Annotated in this window: 23 protein-coding genes; 12 read left to right on the forward strand and 11 right to left on the reverse strand. The window is 57.3% G+C overall.

Annotated elements, in window-relative coordinates:
- Positions 1–10 precede the first annotated feature (10 nt).
- The 6 genes from ahcY (at position 11) to BM254_RS08855 (ending at position 5,597) form a co-directional block, all read left to right on the forward strand.
- On the forward strand, positions 11–1,405 hold the full coding sequence (gene ahcY, locus BM254_RS08830) for an adenosylhomocysteinase (RefSeq protein ID WP_092001829.1): 1,395 nt from the start codon (positions 11–13) through the stop codon (positions 1,403–1,405).
- 12 nt (positions 1,406–1,417) lie between these two features.
- A complete protein-coding gene (gene metF / locus BM254_RS08835) occupies positions 1,418–2,287 on the forward strand; it encodes a methylenetetrahydrofolate reductase [NAD(P)H] (RefSeq protein WP_092001832.1) in 870 nt (289 codons plus the stop codon).
- Positions 2,288–2,568: 281 nt separating this feature from the next.
- Complete coding sequence (locus BM254_RS08840) at positions 2,569–3,324, forward strand: transporter substrate-binding domain-containing protein (RefSeq protein WP_092001835.1); 756 nt, start codon at positions 2,569–2,571, stop codon at positions 3,322–3,324.
- Between the two features lie 90 nt (positions 3,325–3,414).
- Positions 3,415–4,086 (forward strand): amino acid ABC transporter permease, encoded by a 672-nt coding sequence (locus BM254_RS08845; protein WP_092001838.1) that lies wholly within the window; start codon positions 3,415–3,417, stop codon positions 4,084–4,086.
- A 13-nt stretch (positions 4,087–4,099) separates the two neighbouring features.
- Complete coding sequence (locus BM254_RS08850) at positions 4,100–4,846, forward strand: amino acid ABC transporter ATP-binding protein (protein ID WP_092001841.1); 747 nt, start codon at positions 4,100–4,102, stop codon at positions 4,844–4,846.
- Between the two features lie 139 nt (positions 4,847–4,985).
- Positions 4,986–5,597 carry a hypothetical protein gene (locus tag BM254_RS08855; protein WP_092001844.1) on the forward strand — a complete coding sequence of 204 codons (612 nt, stop codon included), beginning with the start codon at positions 4,986–4,988 and terminating at the stop codon, positions 5,595–5,597.
- A 1-nt stretch (position 5,598) separates the two neighbouring features.
- Here BM254_RS08855 and BM254_RS08860 read toward each other — a convergent pair whose 3' ends face one another.
- The 4 genes from BM254_RS08860 to BM254_RS08875 form a co-directional block, all read right to left on the reverse strand.
- Complete coding sequence (locus tag BM254_RS08860) at positions 5,599–6,657, reverse strand: discoidin domain-containing protein (protein WP_092001846.1); 1,059 nt, start codon at positions 6,655–6,657, stop codon at positions 5,599–5,601.
- Between the two features lie 16 nt (positions 6,658–6,673).
- Positions 6,674–7,501, reverse strand: coding sequence for a hypothetical protein (locus tag BM254_RS08865; protein WP_175497228.1), 828 nt, complete (start codon positions 7,499–7,501; stop codon positions 6,674–6,676).
- Positions 7,502–7,629: 128 nt separating this feature from the next.
- Positions 7,630–8,343 (reverse strand): hypothetical protein, encoded by a 714-nt coding sequence (locus tag BM254_RS08870; protein WP_092001852.1) that lies wholly within the window; start codon positions 8,341–8,343, stop codon positions 7,630–7,632.
- Positions 8,344–8,522: 179 nt separating this feature from the next.
- Positions 8,523–9,011, reverse strand: coding sequence for a DUF2505 domain-containing protein (locus BM254_RS08875; RefSeq protein ID WP_092001854.1), 489 nt, complete (start codon positions 9,009–9,011; stop codon positions 8,523–8,525).
- Positions 9,012–9,181: 170 nt separating this feature from the next.
- Here BM254_RS08875 and BM254_RS08880 point away from each other — a divergent pair, with 170 nt between their 5' ends.
- The 3 genes from BM254_RS08880 (at position 9,182) to BM254_RS08890 (ending at position 12,776) form a co-directional block, all read left to right on the forward strand.
- A complete protein-coding gene (locus BM254_RS08880; protein ID WP_092001857.1) occupies positions 9,182–10,531 on the forward strand; it encodes an adenosylmethionine--8-amino-7-oxononanoate transaminase in 1,350 nt (449 codons plus the stop codon).
- A gap of 5 nt (positions 10,532–10,536) precedes the next feature.
- Positions 10,537–11,271 carry a 16S rRNA (uracil(1498)-N(3))-methyltransferase gene (locus tag BM254_RS08885; protein WP_092001860.1) on the forward strand — a complete coding sequence of 245 codons (735 nt, stop codon included), beginning with the start codon at positions 10,537–10,539 and terminating at the stop codon, positions 11,269–11,271.
- Positions 11,272–11,543: 272 nt separating this feature from the next.
- On the forward strand, positions 11,544–12,776 hold the full coding sequence (locus BM254_RS08890; RefSeq protein WP_092001863.1) for a DUF445 domain-containing protein: 1,233 nt from the start codon (positions 11,544–11,546) through the stop codon (positions 12,774–12,776).
- A gap of 34 nt (positions 12,777–12,810) precedes the next feature.
- Here BM254_RS08890 and BM254_RS08895 read toward each other — a convergent pair whose 3' ends face one another.
- On the reverse strand, positions 12,811–14,118 hold the full coding sequence (locus BM254_RS08895; protein ID WP_092001866.1) for a YihY/virulence factor BrkB family protein: 1,308 nt from the start codon (positions 14,116–14,118) through the stop codon (positions 12,811–12,813).
- 198 nt (positions 14,119–14,316) lie between these two features.
- Between BM254_RS08895 and BM254_RS08900 the strand changes: the two genes are divergently transcribed.
- Entirely contained in the window at positions 14,317–15,570 is a 1,254-nt protein-coding gene (locus tag BM254_RS08900; protein WP_092001869.1) for an OmpP1/FadL family transporter, read from the forward strand.
- Between the two features lie 84 nt (positions 15,571–15,654).
- On the opposite strand, the gene BM254_RS08905 is transcribed toward BM254_RS08900, so the two are convergent.
- The 6 genes from BM254_RS08905 to BM254_RS08930 all read right to left on the reverse strand — a co-directional run bounded on the left by BM254_RS08905 (position 15,655) and on the right by BM254_RS08930 (position 22,116).
- Entirely contained in the window at positions 15,655–16,902 is a 1,248-nt protein-coding gene (locus BM254_RS08905) for a CsgG/HfaB family protein (RefSeq protein ID WP_175497229.1), read from the reverse strand.
- 5 nt (positions 16,903–16,907) lie between these two features.
- Positions 16,908–18,308 (reverse strand): DUF6844 domain-containing protein, encoded by a 1,401-nt coding sequence (locus BM254_RS08910; RefSeq protein WP_092001873.1) that lies wholly within the window; start codon positions 18,306–18,308, stop codon positions 16,908–16,910.
- 18 nt (positions 18,309–18,326) lie between these two features.
- The gene (gene lpoB, locus BM254_RS08915; RefSeq protein WP_092001876.1) at positions 18,327–18,929 is read right to left on the reverse strand and encodes a penicillin-binding protein activator LpoB; all 603 of its coding nucleotides are present in this window, start codon (positions 18,927–18,929) and stop codon (positions 18,327–18,329) included.
- A gap of 13 nt (positions 18,930–18,942) precedes the next feature.
- Positions 18,943–19,338, reverse strand: a complete 396-nt coding sequence (locus BM254_RS08920; RefSeq protein WP_092001879.1) for a YcfL family putative periplasmic lipoprotein — start codon at positions 19,336–19,338, stop codon at positions 18,943–18,945.
- A gap of 18 nt (positions 19,339–19,356) precedes the next feature.
- Entirely contained in the window at positions 19,357–20,871 is a 1,515-nt protein-coding gene (locus BM254_RS08925) for a COG3014 family protein (protein WP_175497230.1), read from the reverse strand.
- A gap of 309 nt (positions 20,872–21,180) precedes the next feature.
- Entirely contained in the window at positions 21,181–22,116 is a 936-nt protein-coding gene (locus BM254_RS08930) for a D-2-hydroxyacid dehydrogenase (protein ID WP_092001883.1), read from the reverse strand.
- 79 nt (positions 22,117–22,195) lie between these two features.
- Between BM254_RS08930 and tmpT the strand changes: the two genes are divergently transcribed.
- Complete coding sequence (tmpT, locus tag BM254_RS08935; protein WP_092001886.1) at positions 22,196–22,849, forward strand: thiopurine S-methyltransferase; 654 nt, start codon at positions 22,196–22,198, stop codon at positions 22,847–22,849.
- Between the two features lie 414 nt (positions 22,850–23,263).
- The gene (locus BM254_RS08940; RefSeq protein ID WP_092001889.1) at positions 23,264–25,186 is read left to right on the forward strand and encodes a PrkA family serine protein kinase; all 1,923 of its coding nucleotides are present in this window, start codon (positions 23,264–23,266) and stop codon (positions 25,184–25,186) included.
- Positions 25,187–25,203 lie beyond the last annotated feature (17 nt).

Genomic DNA, 25,203 nt, shown 5'->3' on the forward strand with positions numbered 1-25,203 from the left:
GGAGAACACCATGAGCACTCCGGCAGAAAAACTGAACAGCTTCGACGACTACAAAGTCCGCGATATCTCCCTGGCCGACTGGGGCCGGAAAGAGATCAAGATCGCCGAAGGCGAAATGCCCGCCCTGATGGCTCTGCGTAATAAATACAAGACAGAGCAGCCGCTCAAAGGCGCCAACATCATGGGCTGCATCCACATGACCATCCAGACCGCGGTTCTCATTGAAACCCTGGTCGAACTGGGTGCCAACGTACGCTGGTCCTCCTGCAACATCTTCTCCACCCAGGACCAGGCCGCCGCGGCCGTCGCCGCCCAAGGCATTCCTGTTTTCGCCTGGAAAGGTGAAACCGAGGAAGAGTACGAGTGGTGCCTCGAGCGCACCGTGGGTGCGGACGTGGACGGCTGGGAACCGAACATGATCCTGGACGACGGCGGCGACCTCACCGCCCTGCTTCACGACAAATATCCGGAGATCCTCGAAAAGAGCCACGGCATCACCGAGGAAACCACCACCGGCGTTCACCGCCTGCAGGAAATGCTGCGTGAAGGCACCCTGAAGGTGCCGGCGATCAACGTGAACGATTCCGTGACCAAGTCCAAGAACGACAACAAGTACGGCTGCCGCCACAGCCTGAATGACGCCATCAAGCGTGCCACCGACCACCTGCTGTCCGGCAAGAAGGCCCTGGTCATCGGTTACGGTGACGTGGGCAAGGGTTCCGCCCTGTCCCTGCGCCAGGAAGGCATGATCGTAAAAGTCACCGAAGCCGATCCAATCTGTGCCATGCAGGCCTGCATGGACGGCTTTGAAGTGGTTTCTCCGTACCTTGACGGTGTAAACACCGGCACCGAGGCTGGCATCGACAAAGACCTGCTTGGCAGCACCGACCTCCTGGTGACCTCTACCGGTAACGTCAACGTCTGCGATGCCAACATGCTCAAGGCGCTGAAGACCGGTGCAATCGTGTGCAACATCGGTCACTTCGACAACGAGATCGATACCGCCTACATGCGCAAGAACTGGGAGTGGGACGAGGTGAAGCCTCAGGTTCACGTCATCTACCGTGACAAGGCCACCAACGACCACCTGATCCTGCTGTCCGAAGGCCGCCTGGTAAACCTCGGCAACGCCACCGGCCACCCGTCCCGGATTATGGACGGCTCGTTTGCCAACCAGGTACTGGCACAGATGTACCTGTTCGAGCGCAAGTTCGGCGACCTGCCGGAAGACTCCAAGACTAAAGGCGTCTACGTTCAGGTGCTGCCGAAGCAACTGGACGAAGAAGTGGCCCGCGCCATGGTGGAAGGTTTCGGTGGCGTGATCACCAAGATGACCCCGGAGCAGGCAAAATACATCGGCGTACCGGTCGAAGGCCCGTACAAGCCGGAAAGCTACAGGTACTAAGCGGAACAGATCATGGAATCCCAGAAGCAATTCAAGCGCCGATTCAGCTTCGAGTTTTTCCCGCCCAAGACCGATCAGGGCAAGGAGAAGCTGCAGACAGTGCGCAACAAATTGGCTGAGGTGGAACCGGACTTCTTCTCGGTCACCTTCGGCGCGGGCGGTTCCACCCGGGACCGCACCATTGAAACCGTGCTCAGCCTGCACAAGCAGGGCATTTCCACGGCGCCGCACCTGTCCTGCGTGGGTGGCACCCGCGAGGAAATCGGTGAACTGCTGGACCTGTACAAGGAAAACGGCATCAACCGGATCGTCGCCCTGCGGGGCGACCTGCCCTCAGGCATGGGGGCCTCCGGTGAGCTGCGCTACGCCAATGAACTGGTGGAATTCATCCGGGAACACAGCGGTGATCACTTCAACCTGGAAGTGGCCGCCTACCCGGAGTTCCATCCCCAGGCCCGCAATGCCGAAGAAGACCTGAAGAACTTTGCCCGCAAGGTACAGGCCGGCGCCAACAGCGCCATCACGCAGTACTTCTTCAATGCGGACAGCTACTTCTACTTCATCGAGCGCCTCGAGAAGGTGGGCGTCACCATTCCGGTGGTGCCGGGCATCATGCCCATCGTCAACTTCTCCAGCCTGGTGCGCTTCTCCGATATGTGCGGCGCGGAAATCCCCCGCTGGATCCGCAAGCAGCTGGAAGCCTACGGCGACGACAGCGACAGCATCCGCAAGTTCGGCGAAGAAGTGGTAACCAGAATGTGTGAACGGCTGCTGAAGGCGGGCGCACCGGGGCTGCACTTCTATACCCTGAACCAGGCGGAGCCGAGCCTGAGTATCTGGAAGAATCTGGGCATCAGCGATCGGGAGAAAATTGCATTCTGAATGCCGGGATGGCGTAAAGCTCTGAACATGGGGTCAGATGAAGGCTTTCATCTGACTCCTTTTTTATATCTGCACCCTACCCCCGGGGTCTGAAGAACGCCTTCTTCTGACCCCACCTTCATCCCCCAAGCATTTGATTTTAGGCAGCCCGGTGGGTAATAGTCTAAAGTGTATGTGTTGCAATCCCATAAACGCTCCCCGGAAGCCACGGTCACCAGAAGTGGTTGTTCCGGCTTGCCTTACCGGGCAAACGGGGCCTGAAAAAAGCAAAAGGAGAAAGCATGAGCACGAAATGGCTGAAAACTCTTGGCGCCAGCCTGGCACTGACTGTGGCGGCGGGAACAGCTAGCGCGGAAAACCTGAAAGTGGTCACCGACCCGAGCTTCGTTCCGTTCGAGATGATGGACCAGGAAACCGGCGAAATGATCGGTTTCGACATGGAGATCATCGCCGAAGTAGCCAAGCGTGCGGGCTTTGAATATGACCTGCAAACCATGGACTTCAATGGCATCATCCCGGCCCTGCAGACCGGTAACGTGGATATCGCCATTGCCGGTATCACCATCACCGAAGAGCGCGAGCAGATCGTCGACTTTTCCGATCCGTACTACGATTCCGGTCTGCGCATCCTGGTGCGTGAAGGTAGCGATATGGAGGAGTTGAGCGACCTGGAAGGCAAGAAGGTCGGCACCAAGATCGGCAGTACCTCCTACGATTACCTGATGGCCAACCTGGAAGCCGATGACGGAGTTACTCCCTATCCGGGCAGCTCCGACATGTACATGGCCCTGATGTCCCGCGCCATCGACGCCGTCTTCTATGACGCGCCCAACGTTGGCTACTTCGCCCGTACCAAGGGTGAAGGCAAAGTCACTACCGTCGGCCCGCTGTATGAAGGCCAGCAGTATGGTATTGCCCTGGTGGAGGGCAGTGAATGGGTTGATGAAGTCAACGCTGCACTGGCTTCCATGAAGGAAGACGGTACCTACAAGAGCATCTATGAGAAGTGGTTCGGCCCGATGCCTGAGGGCATGTAAGGGCTGAAGGATCATCCGATCCGATTCCCCGCGCCGGGGCCCCTGTGCCCCGGCTGTTCCTGACTCCAACTTCCTGCGGAGACACTAACCGTGGAATTCCAGTTTCAGTTCGATTGGCAAGCAGCCATCGACTCTATCCCTTTTCTGCTCAAAGGGATCCCCTACACCCTGTTGATCTCGTTTGGCGGCCTGCTTATCGGTTTCGTGCTGGGTATCATTTTCGGCCTGCTGAGCATCAACAAGAAGTGGTTCCTGCGCTGGCCGGCGACCGCTTATATCGAGATATTCCGCGGCACCCCCATCCTGGTACAGGTGCTGTTCATCTTCTACGGCCTGCCCGACCTGATTGGCGGACCGATTGATCCGCTGACTGCCGGTATCGCGGCCATCGCCCTGAACTCCGGTGCCTACATCTCGGAAGTGGTCCGTGGCGGCGTACAGTCCATCGACAAGGGCCAGACCGAAGCCGGCCTTTCCCTGGGCCTGTCCCGTACCCAGACCTTCTGGTCCATCATCTGGCCCCAGGCCTTCCGTCGCATGATTCCGCCTCTTGGCAACCAGGCCATTGTCAGTATCAAGGACACCTCCCTGTTCTCCGTCATCGGTGTCGGTGAGCTGGTCCGTCAGGGTCAGATCTACATCGCCAACACCTTTACCGCGTTCGAGGTTTATTTTGTGGTGGCCATCCTTTATCTGGCGATCACCCTGTCCCTGTCATTTATCCTCCGCCTGGTAGAGCGGCGCGGACTGGCATCTGTCTGAAGGAAAGGTACCCATGACTCATATCGTAGAAATGAAGGGCATGAACAAGTACTTCGGCAAGCTGCATGTCCTCAAGAACATAGACCTGACGGTCGAGCAGGGTGAAGTGGTGGTGATCATCGGCGCCAGCGGCTCCGGCAAATCCACCCTGATCCGCTGCGTGAACGGCCTGGAAGAATTCGAATCCGGCAAACTGGTGGTCGACGGCCAGGCGCTCGCCCCGAAGGGCGGCAACCAGAAGGCCCTGACCGAGATCCGCAAGGAAGTCGGCATGGTGTTCCAGCAGTTCAACCTGTTCCCTCACCTGACGGTGAAGAAGAACGTCATGCTGGGGCCCATGAAGGTGAAGAACGCCTCTCAGGTGGTGGCCAATGCCACCGCCGAGCGGCTGCTGAACCGGGTCGGTATCGGCAACCAGGCCGACAAGTACCCGAGCCACCTCTCCGGTGGTCAGCAGCAACGGGTGGCCATCGCCCGCGCCCTGGCCATGGAACCGCGCCTGATGCTGTTCGACGAACCGACATCCGCCCTCGATCCGGAAATGATCGGCGAAGTGCTGGACGTCATGCGCGAACTGGCCAAGGAAGGGATGACCATGATGGTCGTGACCCACGAAATGGGCTTCGCCCGTGAAGTGGCGGACCGGGTCATCTACATCCACGAAGGCCAGATCGTGGAACAGGGCAAACCGGACGACGTGTTCGACAACCCGCAGAATGAACGTACCCAGGCGTTCCTCTCACGGGTGTTAGCTCACTGACCCTGGCCGATGAAGCCCCGATTTACGGGGCTTCATTCTTTTACGCCGCAACTCAAGCCAGAAACTTGCACAGAAATTAGACAGCACTTCCCCATCGACTATTCTTTTGTCAGAGACCAATGTTCAAAGGGAGGTGCACATGAATTGGTCCTTTACTCCCCGATACCTGCTTCTATCAGTAACCCTCTTCAGTTTGAGCAGCAGTGTCTGTGCCCAGTCGGCGGAAGAACTGCTCAAAGAGATCAGCGAACGGAAAGAACGAATCAACCAGTTCCGTGCACTACTGAATGACCCCGACCAGAGCACCCGGCTGGCCGCCCTGGATGTAATGCTCAAATCGGACGACCTCGCGATGAAAGAGGTGGCCTATGGCGTAGGCTTCAACAGTGCAGATGATGCCATGAGAGCTCTGGCCCTGAAGGGAAAATTCAGGGACATCACAGTTCTGCCCTTTAAACTCACGGCCGGTGAGGAAGAAACGGAGAGTGAAAAAAGCACCCTGGAAAAGTGGAGCGGGTCATACAGCTTTACGCTCGGCGAATTCGACGAAAGCACTGGACAATTCACCTTTTTCGGTGGCGACGCACCCAGATCAACGATGAAAGGGCAGATAAGTGGAACCGGTCTGGAGTTCCAGTCATATCGTTGTCAGGGATACTTTACACTGGGAGACAGTGCAAACCTGATCGGAGAACTCCGCTGCAACGCTCCCCATGAGGGAACCTATGCGGCCTCGGCCAGGTTACAGTAGGTCACTTGGCGGGAATCACCAGGCCAGCAAGCCCGACTCCAGTCCCGTCGCCCCAATGGGAGTAGATCCGAAGCATCACCTTGCGAGCACGGACTGGAGCAAAGACCACCTGTCTGGAACTTTCTGAGGTGAAATAGGTTCCCGAAAAAACAGACATCCAACCGCCTTCGTCCCTGGAACTGACCAGCAGCTCAAAGTCTCGGGGCAGCCGCTCCGGTGGCATAATACCCTCGCCAATTAGCACCACCCGATCAACCGCATGTACCCCGCCCCCTCGCAGATCAACAACCACCTCTATCGGAAACCCTTCGGGCTGGGCCAGCCAGACAGTGTCAGCTTCACCATCATCAATCAGGTTCGATACCCGGTATTCGACGGATACGGCCGGGCTCGACCAACGTTCAACCGTTTCGGCAAGATTGCCTTCGTCGGCCACCTTTGGCTTCGGCGACACTGATTTTGCCAACTGGTTGCCGCTCGCGAGGCCGAAGAATGGACGAACGGTCTCCACGGCGCGATCAAACCGGAGCACCTTGCCTTCACCAGTCTGCGGATCAACCGACATCAGGATCCCGGCTGGCGTCTTACCCAGCGCGAGCAGGCTTCCACTAAGTCCCTTGAACAGCTGGTTATCGGGCCCGACAGGGCTGACCCTCAGGTACAGAAGACCGACATCCGAAACCCGGACATCTCTCCGGCTGAGACTGCCGTCGGAATTCACCGATACAATCTGGCCGTTTCCTTCTGTCGACAACACGCGATCCAGAGAAAAGGAACCGTCCAGATCAAACTCACAGTCATCTGTGATCGCACCGGTCACGCGTAGCACCGCAAGATCGTATCCGAACCGTTGCAGCAGGTCCGCTTCTCCTCTGGGACGGGCGCTGCTACCACCGACCAGGGTGGCGAAAAAGCCGTCACCCATCACGTGGGCAGGAGTGACGGCGTAGCATTCATTCAGGCGACTCATCAGCACCGCCTGTCCGTTCTCCCCGGATCTCACAAAGGCCTGAAAAGGCATCGCCTCTGCCGTGGGAATCACCTGGAACAGGATAACCATGACCAAAGCGATCGTTCTAATCATTGCTTCCCACATCTCTGAGAATCTCACGAACATTGGAATAAATTTCTATCGCTGCAAAAAACAAGGCTCCGAGACCAGCCAAAAAAGACAGCAGGGGGTCATAAAGGAATCGTGCCCAGCGTGTGGCCCTTATCTGATAGCCGGAACTACCCAGCCTCTCTACCTTGACGTGATCCGCACTACCATGTGCAACCAACTGAATCGCATTTAGGGCCTCGGTGAACCTTTCCTGGTTGGTGGGCTCAATTCTGAAAAAACCTTCAACAGTGGCTTCCTCGCATTCTTTCCCTGATGAGTGATTGCAGAACCGGGCCTTATCGCCCCGATCCAGCTCGCTTGTGCCCGCATTGTAACGGGTATCCCGCACCAGCTGTTCTTCAAGCACGTTGACCGCCCCCTGCAACAGAACGCTGTCGACGCCACTGGCCACATCATCCCCGACTTCAAGAGTGCCCCGAAAAGGCCAGACAAGGGGCCTCTCGTCTGAAGACACCGTCAGCGAAGCCCAGCCTCCCAATATAAGCTCATCGGCACCGGGGCTGATGATACTGCCTGCCGACCCTTCGCTTGTGCGAAGCGTAAGCCTGACGTCCTGAATACCGTGACGCTGAATATCAACACGGGTCCCTGGACGAATCAAAAGATTAGCGCTCACCGGCAACAATATCCCGTCATCCTGTGTCGCGAAGGGATCCGTATACAGGTCGGCTCCGCCAATGGGCCAGTCCGAAATACCGCCATCCGAGGTAACCAGAGAGGCCGTTTCCGTGACCGCATCCAAAGTGAAGATACGGTCGCGACCATCCAGAAAGAGGCCCAAAACAATCAGTCCGAGACCTGCAGAACACAGTGCAGCCACTCTACGGGACTGTCTGGCCAGCCTCATTCTAAAAAAGAACCGGATTTTGCGAAGACGCTTACCTGCTGGACTGTCCCGCCCCATAGGCCTCACCTGCCCGAGCGTTGTGGTAAACGCACAACCAGTTCCGTTGGCGGCATCATTCGATCAAACCGTCGGCGCATGATCCGGACGGTCAGGCTTCCGGTCGCTGAATCGGCAATGGGCACCGTGCATATGGTGTCGTACCCGGTCCGGCGTCCCTCCCTGATCAGACGGCATGCAAGGGTTCTGGCCTCGATATCAGGTGAGGTAATCACCGCAAACGTGTCCGACCGTCCGGAATTCACGAAAATATCCAGAGAGTCCGGTAATTTGTGGTTGTTCCCGCGGGCCGCGATCAGGACAGGGCCGCTTTGGGCCTCACTGCAATCTCCTTCGTAACCGAGGACCGATAGATCCGTTTCGGCGTAGCGACTCAGGTCATATCGGGATTTATACTGCAGGCGAACAGCATCGGCCTCCGAAACAGCAGGCCAGCGGAAGGTGTTTTCTGACCAGTAAAGACCATCGCGGGAAATCACCCGAACACAGACATCTTCACCTTCTCTTGCCGGTGAAGAAAACAGCGACAGGGCATGAGCGGCCATCGTGCCTGAAGACAACACCCCGGCCACAACCCGGCCACTGACGGACGCCTCTTCAGTCAGTCTTTCCTGAAAGTCGTCGCCCTTGAGTTCTGCGAGCGCATCCTGGGCCGAGGAAGCCTGGGAGAAAAAAACGCCGAAGAAACTGATTGCCAGAACAATCGCTCGATAGTCCATCGTCCGCTTCCTTGTCACACTCTGTGACAGCGGATGGCTTGGCCTGCACTGCAGCAATCAGGAGCCAATCCGGATATGCTCCAATAACTATAGCAGGGAAATACAGCCTGGCGACTGATCCCTGCCGCTCCCCGGAATTGAGCCCACTTTCGCTTTCAAGAAGATTTCTTTTCCGACGATTACAGCAACTCCCGCGTCGCCTGATACTCACTTTCGATCTTGGCGTGGCAATCGTCCGTCAGGAATCTCGCCACCTTTTTCCCCAGAAGCGGCACATCGCAACGCACGCTCAGCAGGACATGATTGGTGCACTGCTGCTCGGAGGCCAGCAAACGCATCATGCCCTTGATCTTCGCGGGCACATTTTCGATATGCACCCGGAACTCACAATGCCACTCGTCATCACTCTTGCGGAACCAGTGCTCCTCCTGACGCACCCGGTTCCACTCCCGGTGGAAGCTCGCGAGGATTCCAGGCACCTCCAGTGAGCTGGTGACCTCCCGCTCGATCACCAGCTTGGCAGACTCCTCATCCTTGACCAGTTCAGGTACACACACGTTGCGTGACCCAAGCCGGGCATTCTTCTCAAGAATATGGTCCTTGCTGAAGAAGGCACCGAGCACCTGCTCCAGACTCGCCTCATAAGGGTGTTCCAGTTCAATTTGCATGGGTGGTCTCCGTATGATGTCAGCCAGATTCTGCGGGCAATGACCATCACCGGCATTGGCCGGCAGGTCAGCCAACCGGGGCGCGCTAGCCAGACTCCGCTGTTAACTGTAATATCCGCAAAGGTTAACAGCGCCCATTCAAAACCAGACAACGTGACCGGAGACTCACCATGCTCAATGCCGATCTCGTCGCCCGCGATCTCAAATCCGTGTGGCATCCCTGCACACAAATGAAAGATCACGAATCCCTTCCCCTGATCCCGATCAAACGGGGCGAAGGCGTCTGGCTGGAAGACTTCGAGGGCAACCGCTACATCGACGCAGTAAGCTCCTGGTGGGTCAACCTATTCGGCCACGCCAATCCGCGCATCAACGCCGCCATCCAGGAACAGATCGGCAAGCTCGAGCACGTCATCCTTGCCGGCTTCAGCCACGAACCAGTGGTCAACCTGTCCGAACGCCTGATCGAAGTCACTCCTGAAGGCCTGAACAAGTGCTTCTATGCCGATAACGGCTCATCAGCCATCGAAGCGGCCCTGAAGATGAGCTACCACTACTGGAAAAACCACGGTAAGCCGGGCAAGAAGAATTTCGTCAACCTCAGCAACAGCTACCACGGCGAAACTCTCGGTGCCCTGGCCCTTGGCGACGTCGCCCTCTACAAGGACACCTACCAGCCGCTGCTGATGGAAGTACTCACAGCCCCCTCCCCGGATGCCTTCAATAAAGAAGCCGGCGAGACCGACGAGGAATACGCCCTGCGCCAGTTCGAAGCCATAGAGAAACTCCTGGCGGAGAAACACGAGGAAATCTGCGCGGTGGTGGTGGAACCCCTGATCCAGTGCGCCGGCGGCATGCGCATGCACCACCCCATCTACCACACCAAACTGCGCGAGGCCTGCGACCGGTACAATGTGCACCTGATTGCCGATGAAATTGCCGTTGGCTTCGGCCGCACCGGCACCCTGTTCGCCTGCGAACAATCCGGCATCACCCCCGATTTCATGTGCCTCTCGAAAGGCCTCACCGCCGGCTATCTGCCCCTGTCCGTGGTGCTGACCACCAACGACGTCTACAACGCGTTCTACGACGACTACGAAACACTCCGGGCGTTCCTCCACAGCCACAGCTACACCGGCAACCCCATCGGCTGCGCCGTGGCCCTGGCCACTCTGGACATTTTCCGGGACGACAACGTCATCGAAAACAACCGCTACCTGTCCCGCTGCCTGGGCGAGGCCGTTGCCCACCTGGCAGACCATCCCAACGTTGGCGACATCCGCCAGCACGGCATGACCCTCGCGGTGGAGATGATGAAGGACAAGGCCAGCAAAACCCCGTTCCCCTGGCAGGAACGCCGGGGTATCCGCGTCTACCAGCACGCCCTGACCCGGCAATCCCTGCTACGGCCACTGGGTAACGTGGTATATTTCATGCCGCCTTACGTGATCACCGAGGAGCAGATCCGCCACCTCGCCCAGGTCGCGACCGAAGGCATAGAAATCGCCGTAAAGGACTGACCGTAATGCGCATCCCCAGAATCTACACAGACTCGGAACTCACCGTTGGCAGCAGCTGCGAACTGGACGACAACGCCGCCCAGCACGTAGGCCGGGTTCTGAGGATGCAGCCCGGACAGCAACTGATCCTGTTCAACGGCGACGGCCAGGACTACGACGCCACCATCCAGGATGCGAGCAAAAAGCACGTCCAGGTGGAGATCGCCGGAGCCACGGCCACCACCACCGAGTCACCACTGGAAATCGTTCTCGGCCAGACCCTCTCCAAAGGCGACCGCATGGACTACGCCGTCCAGAAAGCCGTGGAAATGGGCGTCAGCCAGATCGTTCCCCTGACCACCGAACGCTGCGACGTCAAACTCAAAGGCGACCGGGAAGACAAACGCCTGCGCCACTGGCAACAGGTCGCCATCAGCGCCGCCGAACAATGCGGCCGCGCCCGCGTCCCGGAAATTCTCCCGGTCATGAACCTCAGCCAGTGGTTCGAACACACCCAGACCTGCGACCTGCGCCTGGTCCCGCACCACCGCACCGAACAAAGCCTGAAATCCCTGGCCACACCCGGCTCGGTCGCCCTAATGATCGGCCCGGAAGGTGGCCTGAGCCCGGAAGAAATTGCGGCAGCCGAGCAGTCCGGATTCCTCCCGGTAGCACTCGGCCCCCGCGTCCTCCGGACCGAAACTGCACCGGTTGCGGCCATGGCCCTGTGCCAGTGGCTCTGGGGTGATATCGGCACCTGAGCCCTAGACCGTGCCGCCGTCCCGTTCTGGCGTCTCAGTCATTGACAGTAACCGGACCGGCCAACATGATTCCTGTCTGACAAAAGTGCTGTTTGGAGCCCCGCCACTGACGGGGCGTTCATTCGGGGAGGGCCGTCCAAAACTGTGCGGAGCCATGGATGGCGGAGCTCAAGCGTCACATGGACGTGCCGCAAGGAGCGTGTTTTGGACGGCCCTCCCCGAATGAACGCATGCTCCTCAGTTAAAAAACAAAGACCGAGTGCGAGTACCGGATGACAAGCCTGCTGACGTCCCAAGAATTCTGGCAATACCTGAGCATCCCAGTGATCGCAGCCCTGATCGGCTGGACCACCAACTGGCTTGCCATAAAGATGACCTTCTACCCCCTGGAATTCATCGGCAAACCACCCCTGCTCGGCTGGCAGGGCATCATCCCCTCCAAGGCCCGCAAAATGGCCGCCATCAGCGTCGACGCCACCATCTCCAAGATTGGCACCGTCCAGGAAATCTTCCAGCAGATCGACCCCAAGGTCCTGGCCGCCCACATCGTCCACTCCGTCGACCCCAGAATCGAAGAATACGTCGACGAAATGATGCTCCGGGAATACCCTACCTTCTGGGAAAACCTGCCCGCCTCGGCCCGCAAGATGGTCTATGATCGAGTGCGCAAATCCACCCCGCAACTGGTGGACAACCTGGTCGAGGACATCTCCGACAACATCGAAGACCTGCTGGACATCAAAGGCATGGTTATCGAGCGCCTGGCCAAAGACAAACAGCTGCTGAACCGCATCTTCCTCGAGTGTGGTGAAGTGGAATTCCGCTTCATCATCAACTCCGGCCTGTACTTCGGCTTCCTGTTCGGCCTGATCCAGATGGCCGTCTGGTATGTTTACCCAGCCTGGTGGGTACTGCCCTTCTTCGGCCTCCTGGTCGGCTGGGCCACCAACTGGATCGCCCTGAACGTCATCTTCCGGCCACTACGGGAGAAAAAGGTGGGACCGCTACGGATCCAGGGCCTGTTCCTGAAGCGCCAGCCGGAAGTGGCCGAGTCTTTCTGCCACATTGTCACCCACGAAATCCTCACAGTGGGCAACATCATCCGCGCGATCCTGGATGGACCGAAGGGGGACCGGGCCCGCAACATGGTGAAAAAGCACATCAAGCCGCTGGTGGATGAAACCGCCGGCATGGGCAAGGCACTCACCCAGATGGCCTTCGGCCCCACCGGTTTTGCCACCCTTAAGACCCAGGTAGGCGAGAAGGCCATCGAAATATCCCAGACCTCCTTCAACAACCCGGTGTTCGAGAAGGACAGGGCCCGCGCGGTGGAGTCCATCATGGTGGAACGGATGATCGCCCTGTCCTCGGAAGAGTTTCAGGACCTGCTGCGACCCTGTTTCCAGGAAGACGAGATCAAGCTGATCCTGGTGGGCGCCTTCCTGGGCTTTGCCGCCGGTGTCTGCCAGCTGGTCTTCGTGTTCGGGGAAACCCTGCTTGTATAAAAGGATCCATCGATGGTCCGGCCTGAGCGACTTCTCAGGCCTTCGATTGCCGTAGCAGCGAAGCCAGGGTTTCTGACTCCTGATCCCTCGCGCCATCCATGAGGACCGGCGGCAGAACCGACGGCAGCCGGTCCACAACCCGGTCCTCATCCTTGCGAATGACATCCAGGATATGACGGACGGTGATCAGATCGAGTGCCCGCCCGGGCACCAGCTTATCGCCCTGCCCGCCCGCCAGGGACAGCAAGCCGGCCCGGATCAGCTTGTCACTGACAATCCTCGTCACTTCCCCCGGCACCCGGAGCTTGTGTTCCAGAGCCTCCTGCTGGGGGGCCGCTTCGCCTTCACTGAACGGCTTGGCCACCATCCACATGACCGCAAGCCCCACCCGTTCCTGGAGTTCCGGCGCCAGCTGGACCTGCCGGCGTTTGGCCACAGACCCCGGATTCTGCAGATAGAACGCCAGGCTCGCGCCGAGCAACAGGATCATCCAGTTCAGGTAAATCCAGATCAGCAGGATGATGCCGATGGCAAAACTGGAATAGATGGCCGCGTACTTCGCCGAACCGGCCACAAAAGAGGCGAACAGCATGCCCGCGGCTTGCCAGGAAACCCCCGCCACCAAACCCGCCGTGAACGCATAGCGTAGCTTGACTCGAGTATTGGGGATAAAAACGTAGACAAAGGTAAACGCGGCCACCACCAGGAAGAACGGGGTGAACCGACTGACAGTCACAATCAGGGCACCAAAGGGCTCAATTTCCACAAGCGCCTGAACGATGTCCGAGGAAAAGATGGTGGCAGAAACGCCGATGGCCGAAACCATAAGTAGCGGCCCGACCATGATCACACTCAGATAGTTACTGAAACGCTGGGCCAGGGAGCGCATATCCGGCACCCGCCAGATCATATTGAAGGAGCGCTCGATTTTCTGGACCAATGAGATCACGGTATAGACCAGCAAGGCCAGTCCCACCGAACCAAGGACGCCCACCTTCATGTTGTCCACAAAGCCCAGGATTTCATTGGCCAACTCAATTCCCTGCGGCCCCATTGGTTCAAAGAGCGGGTACAGCATAGGTTCCACACGCTCATGAACACCCAGAGCCTTGAGCACGGAGAAGCTGAGGGCAAGCAACGGCACAATACTGAGCAGCGTGGTGTAGACCAGGCTCATGGCATGCAGGGTCAGCTGCCCGCTGAGCACGTCCCGCACCAGGGCATAGACCGAACGCCCGACCTTGTATAGCCAGGTCCAGGGCCACTTCTGGGGCGGGTTCGGGTTTGCAAGAATCCAGTCTTCTGCTGCCTGCAGCCGTTCTTTGAGTTGGAATGAAGCCACGTGACGTCCTGTTACAGGAAATTTTAGCCAGTTTATCAGGGATATAAGCCGGTGCCCCAAAGTATGGCCGATAACCGCCGGTTTGCGAGGCCTAACCGGACAATATAACCATATTAGCTTTTAATCCTTCATCTTATAACCAACCTTCTGTATAAACGGGCGCCATATTCGATATTTGTCAATGAACGGGTTTTCCTTATGCGCCTCAAGACTGCTCTGGGCATTGCAGCCGCCTCCGCATTCCTGCCGTCGGTTGCCTCTGCCACAAATGGTTACTTCAGCCACGGTTATGGCACCATTAGCTCTGGCATGGCGGGCGCCGGTGCGGCGCTGGCGCAGGACAGCATTGCCGCTGCCACCAACCCGGCAGGGCTGGCGTTTGTAGGTGATCGTGTGGATGGCGGTCTGGAGCTGTTCTCGCCCCGACGCAAGTACGAAGTTGAAGGTCCGATGGCTCCGCCACCCGCCTTCTCCCTGCAGCCAGGCAGCTATCAAAGCAGCCGGGACGCCTTCCTGATCCCCCACTTCGGCGCCAATCATCGACTCAACGACCGCCACGCCCTGGGTGTGTCCGTGTTTGCCAACGGCGGCATGAACACCAGCTATCCCGGCGATAACGGTGGCCCCTTCTATGGCGGCCGGACCGGTGTCAATCTGGAGCAGCTTTATATTGCGCCCACCTGGTCCTGGAAATTTGCCGACAACCAGGCCATCGGTATCTCTCCGATGATCGCCTACCAGCGTTTTGAGGCCAAAGGCCTGGGCGCTTTTGCCGGCTTCTCCTCTGATCCCTCGGCACTCACCAACAATGGCACTGACGATGCGTGGGGCTATGGTATCCAGATCGGCTGGCAGGGCGAGATTACCGACACCCTGCGCGGTGGCCTGAGCTTCCGCACCATCCTGGAAATGGAGGAGTTCGACGAATACCAGGGCCTGTTCGCCGAACAGGGTGACTTCGACATCCCGCAGATGCTCAACGCCGGCATTGCCTGGTCCGGCATCGACCGGCACTGGATCCTGCTCGACGTTCAGCACATCCGCTACAGCGACATCAACAGCGTGGGCAACCCGATGCTGCCCAACCTGATGACCGCACAACTGGGTGATGACGATGGCGCCGGCTTCGGCTGGGATGACATGACCATCGTCAAGCTGGGCTGGCAATGGCAGCAGACCGATCAGCAAACCTGGCGTGCCGGCATCAGCTATGGCGAGCAGCCGGTGCAGGAAGAGGAAGTGCTGTTCAACATCCTGGCTCCCGGCGTGCAGGAATGGCACTTCACCGGCGGTTTCACCCGCCAGTTCAGCGATGCCCTGGAACTCTCCGGTTCGGTGTTCTACTCACCGCGTAACAGTGTGAAAGGCGACAACCCGCTCAACCCGCAGCAGACCATTGAGCTGAGCATGTACCAGGTAGGCGTATCCGCCAGCATCGGCTGGCGGTACTGAAAGCAGGGCGAACCCGTTATGCAGAGCGAACTTCCCCGGACACTCCTGAATCATGGTTTTGATTCTCGGTTCCGGGGCAGCTGTTCAGCACGGATCAATAGGCAAGCATGTGCGTTTACGGGTTCCCCGAATTGCCTCAGCCGGATCCTGCCCTTCAACATGGGCAGGTCGACGCAAAACATGCCCTTTACCTTGGACATCACCCTCAACAATGCGTGCGTATGCCATTTTTGGTGTGGAGCGAGTCACTTCCACAGTTGCAACTAAAGCCTCGGAGCGTCCCAACTTTTGGCCGGTATGGCTATTTTGGACCGAATTACCGAGAGAGAAAACTTCCCAGCGCTGACCTTTTTTCATCAGCTCGCCGCCCATATTGATGATCAATTCTTCTCCTTGAAGACCTTCAACAAGTGGTGGCCACACCACATCGATGACGGACAGTGCCACCTCCTGGCCTGCCCTCTCGAAAAGCGACTGAATCCCCCCACGAGTGTCATCAATTTCCAGCCCCAGGTGCTCTGGCTGCAAATTGAAGGTGTGGGTCCAAACTATCGCGCCGGTAGCAGGCACCAGGACCCTCGCTTCCAGCACCAGCGCGCCGGTTTGCTTTCGGGAGCGTTCGCCGGTCAAACCGGAAACGGTTTCCTCGATACCCAGTGTAAGATCAGTGACCTGTGCCGTAACAAGATACTCAGCGCCCAGCTCGTTTCCCAGCATCGCTTTCTCTTCAACCGGGACGTCATCACCGGCCATCCGTAAACGCTCTGCGTTAATCGCGTGTTCCTTGTCGCGAGAAAGCATGGCAAAGCGACGTGATTGGACCAGGGCCTCGGTGATAGCCTGCGTCATCCGATCCGACACTTCTTCCCGTGATAGCCTTACGTTGCCCACCTCGTAAAAGGGACGTGCTGACCACACCGGATAGACAGCCATGCGCCAGCGCCCGTCATCCGGATTGCCTGGTGACCGGTACACAGGCACATCAACGGTCAGGCGCGCCAACTTACCGCCCCCCTGTGCGTTGGAAACCGAAAGCACCCGATATCCGCTGATCAACCCTTCGGCAGAAACGCTGGTTTTGCTACTGGAGCCTTTCTGGATCTCAAGACTGGCCTCGCGCCCATCCCCAGTGCGCACAGACATGCGGCTCAATGCAGACTGAACCTGTCGGCTGGCACTGATTTGCGCCCCTCTGACCTGACGAACAGCATCCCCCAGGGCATTGAAGATTGCCTGCTCCCGGTCTATACCAGTTGCTTCAGCATGAACTGTTCTGGTTTCCGTAGCTGCCAGGGATATCCCCGGCAGCAGGACCATCACAATCGCAATCATCAGCCTTACCATGAGCCGAAGGATCCTGTGCTACGAGAGGATTTCTGGGTTGCCGGCTGGCTACTGCCGGAGTCTGCAGTCGAAGCCTTTTCAGGTTTCTTGTCCAACCCCTGAGCCTTGGCGGATGTGGCCGGCGACCAATACTTGACATAACCGAGGTATGGATGCCCCGTTGCCGGGTCGACAGCATCCCACTGACCGACAGTCTGAATTCCGGTCAAGCGGGCATTCGCTTCCGACTTCAGGATGTTGTTGACCATACGGCCAATCCCTTCTGAAGTTTTGAGTTCAGTACTTCCGTCCCCACGGGTCTCACGAACCTTTTGCTTGAGCTTCCGGCGAGTTGTCTCTTTCTGGCCTTGAACCGTCATAGACGCAAACTGTGCCAGCCAACCATCTGCCATCATCATGGCTTCATCACGGGCAGCCTCCATCTCGGCTGCTATCTCGAATTCTTCCATGGTTCCCCGCACCAGCTGCGGCCCTGAAGTACCAAAAGACAAAAGACCGTATCGGCCATTTGCATCGACTACGGGTTGGACGCCGAAATAACCGAGCATGGGAATACCTTCCCGCAATTGCGGGTCCAGACGCTCACGAATTTCATCGAGTGAAATAGCTTGCCCAGGTGCGACATCACCGGTGCGGAGTTGGCGGCCGAACTCGCTGAATCGATCCGAACGGACTACAACCACGCTCATGCGTCCGTTGTTCACGGGGCCGTCACCGCCGACTTCTTCAATCACACCGAAGATTCCAACACCGCTCAAACGTCCCATCGCCCGCCATGTCGTCTCACTGACGAACTCGTCGTAGATGAGATTTTTTCGTTCGGCAACGGTCATTTCCGGCAGCTTTGAGGTGTCAGTACCCAGCTCTTCCAGGAGCGCGTTCATACCCTGAATAGTCAGCTCAGCCGCACGACCGGCAATCGCCTTACCCAGCGCATCAAGACTCGTATTGTCCCGAACATCTTCAGGGAGATCGTCCTTCATGAATCGGTCAGCCAGGGAAACACCGATATTCACAGAGTCCTGGGATACCAGTTCTCCCATGGCTTTCAAAAAAGCCTCTTCGGTCGCAATAATACGGGCTTGACTGAATTCAATGGTGCCGGGGTCAGCAGCTACAGCCTGACTGGCAACAACGAGAGTTCCCCCAGCCGGATTACTTTTGGACTCGCCACGCACCCAACCACGGGCATCCAGAAATTCCTGGATTTTTTTGTCTCCCGGATCCACCTCCGAGACTGCCATGAAGGGAGATGGTGGTGTTTTGCTTGCTTCCTGCTCCGCCGCTTGAGCCTGACCGGCAAGATCACCTTCCTCGGCCATCAGGACTGATGGCATGGAAGCCGCGAGCATGCCAGAGAGGGCAACAGACAACGCTGTCTTACGTATTATCATTATGTTTCTCCAGATTTCTTACCAACTGACGGAGCTGTTAGAGCCGCGCTTGACGATTGGAGTTTCGCCCTCCCAGAAGGCGAGGCCGCTTGCCAGATCGGTCAATGAAAGCTGGATGTAATACTCAACCTGTTGCTCACTACCAACCTTGTGATTGCGCTGAAGGATTTTGCCGGAGAGGCTCAGGTCCGGCGCCTGTAGCGTTCCCTTTTTCTGAACCCCACTCTGGTCAAACTCCTCGGAGTTACGCAACTCGCGGGCACGCATGGTCATTTCATCCTCTGCCCCGTTAAGGCCGACAGCGGTGGTGGTAACAACCTTGCCAGAACGCAGAAGAGATACCCGGATTTTTTTGGTGAGCTGATCCGTGTCGATCCTCTGCATGGTGTCGTTGGTAATACGGCTGACAACCATTATGTAACGGCCACCATTTGGATTGACGACTGCGCCACTGGCCAACATATCTTCCACTGCTTCGGTTGCCGCCTTTTCAAAATCTCGATAGTCCATCGTCATGGCGACGGGACCGTCATCTGCTGCCGGGTCAACATAACGGGTGGGAGTGGCACAGCCGGAAAGCATCAGAACGCCAGCTGACAGTGCGATAGCTTTTTTTAACATCGGTTTTCCTTGTTTACTGCGGTTCACGGAGGTGTAACTGGTAACTGGCAACTCTGGAATGCGGGGCGGTTGCCCGGAAATAACGGGTCTGTCCGGTTATAAGAGTGGCTTTTCTGTATCCCTCACCCACTCCTTTAACCGTCATGCCAGTGTCATCGAACCAAGTGACCTTCCATGCCAGATCGGCATTGGAGTGGACATCTACGGCAAACTGAACTTGCAACAGGGAGCTGCCATCGGCCTGGGGCAGACGGTCTTCAAAAAGTTCCGAGACCGTCAGCGCATACAGAATTTCCGGATCAACCTTGAGTTCCTGCCGTTCAACAGATGCATTGGTTTCCGGTTTCGTCGCGCATCCACCAACCACGAGCGCAAGAATCAAAAAGAGTGAGATCAATGAAACTTTCATGAAGAAATTCCTTGTTTCTTACTGGATGCTGGACACCTGGGCAGGCTCTTGAACCTGTAACTCCGGAAATCTGGCGATCTGTGCCTGAGCTTCCCCACGAAGATCCATGGTTATGACAGTAGCGGGTGCCAGCTCGGTAGGCCGTTTGACGTAGACAAGAGTGAATGGGCGCTCGGGAACCTCCACCGTCCCCAGGACGCCGCCCTGATGGTCAAGCAGAGTGAGCTTGCCGCTTTCAGGGCGATCTATTCGGGCAGCCTGCCAATGATCAGGCATAGCCTGCCAACCTCTCAGGTCTGCCTGGGTAGTCACTGCAGTCAGAGCGGCAGCTCCAAGTTGCCCTACCATGCCGAACCTCTCGGAGGCTTCATTCTGCAAAACCGCCTTGATCACAGCTGAAGTAACAGCACGAGCAAGAACGCTGGGGAAACGTTCCTTCATTTCCGTTCGAATCACCGTACCCATATCAGCAATCAGCTCGGTTTCCATCACTTCAGCATCATCCACCATGATGCCCATGTTTCCGGGCACGGCGGATCTGTTGGCGTACTTTGGCAGAGCAATACCAAAGTATGCGGGTGCCTGCTGGTTTTCGTGGAAAAAGAGCAGAGGAACATCAAACCGGGATTCTTCGAGCACGGGTCCCAGCCCGTTTTCGTACACAACCCATACCTGCGGCCCCAGGTCCGTGAGTCTCTGGCTTCCCGAGGCCAACGCCTGGGCGAGTCTTGCGTCTTCTTTGAGAACATCACTCTCGGCGTTCATTTCGGCAACACGCTTGAGAGAAGTCGCGGCTCGCTCATAGTCACCACCAGTGGTGGCATTGGCGAGGAAATAAATGCCATGCAAATATGTGCTTGAAGGAACAATGAATTCAGAAAAAACAGACCAACCGGATGGAGCACCGTAATTTTCGGCCACTGCGGCTTGAAGCCCTTCGCTCTCCAGGCTACTACTCACGATGGCCGCGTTGCTCTCCTCGTCTTCGGACTCCTCTTCCAGCGCGGCTTGCTGACTGGCGATTTCCTTCTGGAAATACTCGACTGCTCTACGCGTTCTATCATTTGCACGGTTGAATTCAATCCGCGCGTACTCATTGTTCCCGGATGCGAGGAAGGCTAACCCCTTGTAGGTGTTGACCAGCACAGCCTCTGACATCAGCGCTTCGTAATCCGCTTCCGAATCGTTGACCATTACTGCCACGAAACCCTCAGCGGCTTCTTCAACAACGCCCTCGGTATCGAGAAACTTCATACCCTCTTCTGCAAGATCGAAAGCTTTTGCCGCCTCCTCGTACTGGCCCGTCAGCCGATAAAGCTCGCCTTGATGAAGCAACTCCAGAAGATGCCCTTCCGTGTCTACTGGCTCATCCGCGGATGATTTGAAGCTCACAGATTCCAGTGCAGCCTGGTAATCACCACTGGAATAGGCTGCATTAAAAGAGGACATTTGCTTTCGGTGCTGGAAAGAAGAACAACCCGAAACAAGGGTCGCGAAGAACACAACAAGAATGGTTTTTTGTAGCAGGTTCACACAAGCACTCCCTGATGGATCAACTGCCCGGATAGAGGGAATTGGAAGACAGTTGCGATAATTCCCTTTATCACCGGCACAAGTCAGTACATGACCAAATACTTACAGGGAGTTAACACTAATTGGAAAGGAACCTGCTGAATAGAACCGTAATCGTTGATATTGCAACGTTTTACATTCAAAACAACAAAATGATACTCAAAATTCAATCGGGGGGCTTGACGAACTCAGAGGCATTAGAAGGGGGCCGCTAATACCTCTATGTTATTTCAAACAGGTCAGACAACGATCGGTCAGCGAGTTATGTGCTCAGATCACCGATGCGAGATTATTGGCGGTAATATTCACAATCCGCTGCCTCGCTTCCCGGCTGGCCCAGGCCGAGTGCGGGGTGACTATCAGGTTCGGAATGTCATCCGCCAGCAGGGGATTGCCATTGCGCGGCGGCTCTTCGGTCAGCACATCAAAGCCTGCACCACCAATCACGCCCGCTCGCAAGGCATCCGCCAGCGCCTGCTCGTCCACCAAGCCACCACGGCTGGTGTTGATCAGCAGTGCGTCCTTTTTCATCATTTCCAGCTCCCGCTTGCCGATCAGGTTACGGGTTTCGTCTGTCAGCAAGCAGTGCAGTGACAGGACATCCACCTGCGGTAGCAGCTCATCCAGCGGAATCCGCGGATAGCCATCCACCTCGCCCGGCTCCTGCCCTGGCCGTGCGCCCAGCAGGATTTTCATCCCGAAGGCTTTGGCGCGCTCAACCACCCCCTGCCCCAGGTCGCCGTAGCCGATCACGCCCAGGGTGCGACCTTCCAGTTCGAGGATCGGATGATCCATCAAACAGAACATGTCGCTCTGGCCCCACCGCCCGGCCCGCACGTCCCGGTCGTAGTCGAGCAGTCGGGTGGCCAGGGCCAGCATCAGGGCCAGGGTGTGCTGGGCGACGGTGGAGCGACCGTAGTGGGTCACGTTCATCACCTTGATGCCGTGTTCCCGGGCGGCTTCCTGGTCAATGTTGTTCAGGCCGGTGGCCACTACGGCAATGGTCTTCAGCTCCGGACAAGCCTCGAAATGCTCGCGCTTGAGCACCACCTTGTTCACCAGCACGGTGTCAAAGCCCCGAATCCGCTCCAGCACCTGCTCCGGCGTGGTTCGATCGTGCTTTGTCAGGCCGCCGGTCACGGTCTCGATTGGTGACAGGTCGACATCATCGCCAAGGGTATTGGCGTCCAGGAATACGGCTTTCATGCTTTTCTCCCATCTCAAGATCGCCACAGATTAAGGTAGACTGAAGAAAACGTCCAAATACCGGTGAAGGGAAAGAATCATGGAACACGAATTCTGGCACGAACGCTGGGCAAAAAAACAAATCGGCTTCCACGAGGGCACCGTTAACCAGTACCTGCACGATCACTGGCCCGAACTGGCCGGTGAGAGCACCGATGCGGTCTTCGTGCCTCTTTGCGGCAAGGCCCACGACATGTGGTGGTTGCACGACCGCGGCCACCCGGTTATCGGAGTGGAACTGAGCGAAATTGCCTGCAAGGATTTCTTCGAGGAAGCGTGTGAGAAAGCCAAAGTACACCCGGGCGAACCTTTCACCACCTTCAAGCAGGATGACCTGGAAATCTGGTGCGGAGATTTCTACCAACTGGTGCCGGACGATCTCAAACACATCCGCCTGGTCTACGACCGCGCCGCCCTGATCGCCCTGCCCCCCTCCATGCGCCGCCAGTATGTCGAACACCTGACCGCCATCATCCCCGACGGCACCCGGATCCTGCTGATCACCCTGGACTACGACACCGAAATCAAAGGCCCGCCGTTCAACGTCAGCAACGACGAAGTCCGGGAGCTCTACGGCCAGGACTATGAGATCGAGCATGTGCTGACCAACACGCTGGCCAAGGATCACCCGTTTGCCAAGCGGCGGGGCCTAGAGGGGGCCTCGGAGAGCGTATTCCGGTTGACCAAGCTTTGATATAGGCCCTCCCAGCCTCGTGGCTGTTTTGGAGATATTCCTGATGATTTTGATCGGAGTGTATCGGGGGTTCTTTTTCGGGGTGAATTTGATGTCTGAGCGCAGCGAGTTGCCAATTCGCCCCGAAAAAGAACCCCCGGTGCGCTCCAGCCCCCAACGCCCAGAAGGCTACAAAAACCCCACACCCCTCTAACACAATTTAATGAACCTTAACCACTCGCCCACTGTCCAACTCCCTGAACCTGAACTAAGCTCAGATTAAGCAAGCCGCGAAGAGAAAGTTGCATCGCGGCTTGTAAGTATCCATCCCTTTTACCCATAACCAGATAAACACCGCCGGGACAGGCGGAGCCAACAGCAACGGGGAAATTGCGTGAACTGAAAAGCTGAATAACAGCGAGCGAGGGGCCATCTATGAGCATACTGCAGCATTTCAAAGACCGGTATGAAGCTACCCAAGAGGAAGAATACACTCTTGAGGAATACCTGGAGATCTGCAAAAAGGACCCAACGGCCTACGCCACGGCCGCTGAGAGAATGTTAATTGCGATCGGCGAGCCGGAGTTGGTAGATACCTCTCGTGACTCAAGACTGTCACGCATCTTTTCCAACAAGGTGATCAAGCGTTACCCGGAGTTTTCCGAGTTCTACGGCATGGAAGATGCCGTGGAGAACATCGTTTCCTTCTTCCGCCACGCCGCCCAGGGTCTGGAAGAGAAGAAGCAGATCCTGTACCTGCTGGGTCCGGTGGGCGGTGGTAAGTCCTCCCTGGCCGAGAAGCTCAAGGCTCTGATGCAGAAGGTGCCTTTCTACGCCATCAAGGGCTCACCGATGAACGAATCCCCCCTGGGTTTGTTCGATCCCGCCGAGGATGCCGAGATCCTCGAAGAGGAGTACGGCATTCCGCGCCGTTACCTCAACTCCATCATGTCACCCTGGGCTGTGAAGCGCCTGCATGAGTTTGGCGGGGATGTCAGCCAGTTCCGGGTGGTGAAGAAGTATCCGTCGATACTCGACCAGGTGGGGGTCGCCAAGACCGAGCCGGGCGACGACAACAACCAGGATATTTCCGCCCTGGTAGGCAAGGTCAACATCCGGATGCTGGAGGACTTCTCCCAGGATGATCCGGATGCCTACAGCTTCAGTGGCGGCCTGTGCAAGGCCAACCAGGGCCTGCTGGAGTTCGTGGAGATGTTCAAGGCGCCGATCAAGGTGCTGCATCCGTTGCTGACCGCTACCCAGGAAGGCAATTACAACACCACCGAGGGCATGGGGTCGGTGCCGTTTGACGGTGTGATCCTGGCCCACTCCAACGAGTCCGAATGGCAGACCTTCCGGAACAACAAGCACAACGAGGCGTTCCTGGACCGGGTCTACATCGTCAAGGTGCCCTACTGCCTGCGAGTGACCGAGGAAATCGAGATCTACAAGAAGCTGCTGACCAACAGCTCCCTGTATGGCGCGCCCTGTGCGCCGGATACGCTCGACATGCTGGCACAGTTCTCGGTGCTGTCGCGGATCAAGGAACCGGAGAACTCCAGCATCTTCTCAAAGATGAAGGTCTACGACGGCCAGAACATCAAGGACACCGATCCGAAGGCCAAGTCGATCCAGGAGTACCGGGATGCAGCCGGGGTCATGGAAGGCATGGATGGTCTGTCCACCCGTTTCGCCTTCAAGATCCTGTCCAAGGTGTTCAACTTTGACACCACCGAGGTGGCGGCCAACCCCGTGCACCTGCTCTACGTGCTGGAGAAGCAGATCGAGCAGGAGCAGTTCCAGTCGGAGATCCAGGAAAAGTACCTGCGCTTCATCAAGGAATACCTGGCGCCGCACTATGTTCAGTTCATCGGCAAGGAAATCCAGACCGCCTACCTGGAAAGCTACAGCGAATACGGTCAGAACCTGTTCGACCGTTACGTGACCTATGCCGACTTCTGGATTCAGGACCAGGAATACCGGGATCCGGAGACCGGCGAGATCCTCGACCGCGGGTCCATCAACGACGAGCTGGAAAAGATCGAGAAGCCGGCGGGTATCAGCAACCCGAAGGACTTCCGCAACGAAGTCGTCAACTTCGTACTGCGGGCGCGGGCCAACAACCAGGGCCGCAACCCGTCCTGGCTCAGCTACGAGAAGCTGCGCAGCGTGATCGAGAAGAAGATGTTCTCCAATACCGAGGATCTTCTGCCGGTCATCTCCTTCAACCCGAAAGCCAGCCAGGAAGACCAGAAGAAGCACAAGCAGTTCGTCGAACGTATGGTCGAGCGAGGCTACACCGAGAAGCAGGTACGGCTGTTGGCCGAATGGTACCTGCGTGTTCGCAAGTCTCACTGAAATCAGTGACCAGTCAC

This window comes from Marinobacter pelagius (assembly GCF_900114925.1).
In the GTDB taxonomy this organism is placed as follows: Bacteria; Pseudomonadota; Gammaproteobacteria; order Pseudomonadales; family Oleiphilaceae; genus Marinobacter; species Marinobacter pelagius.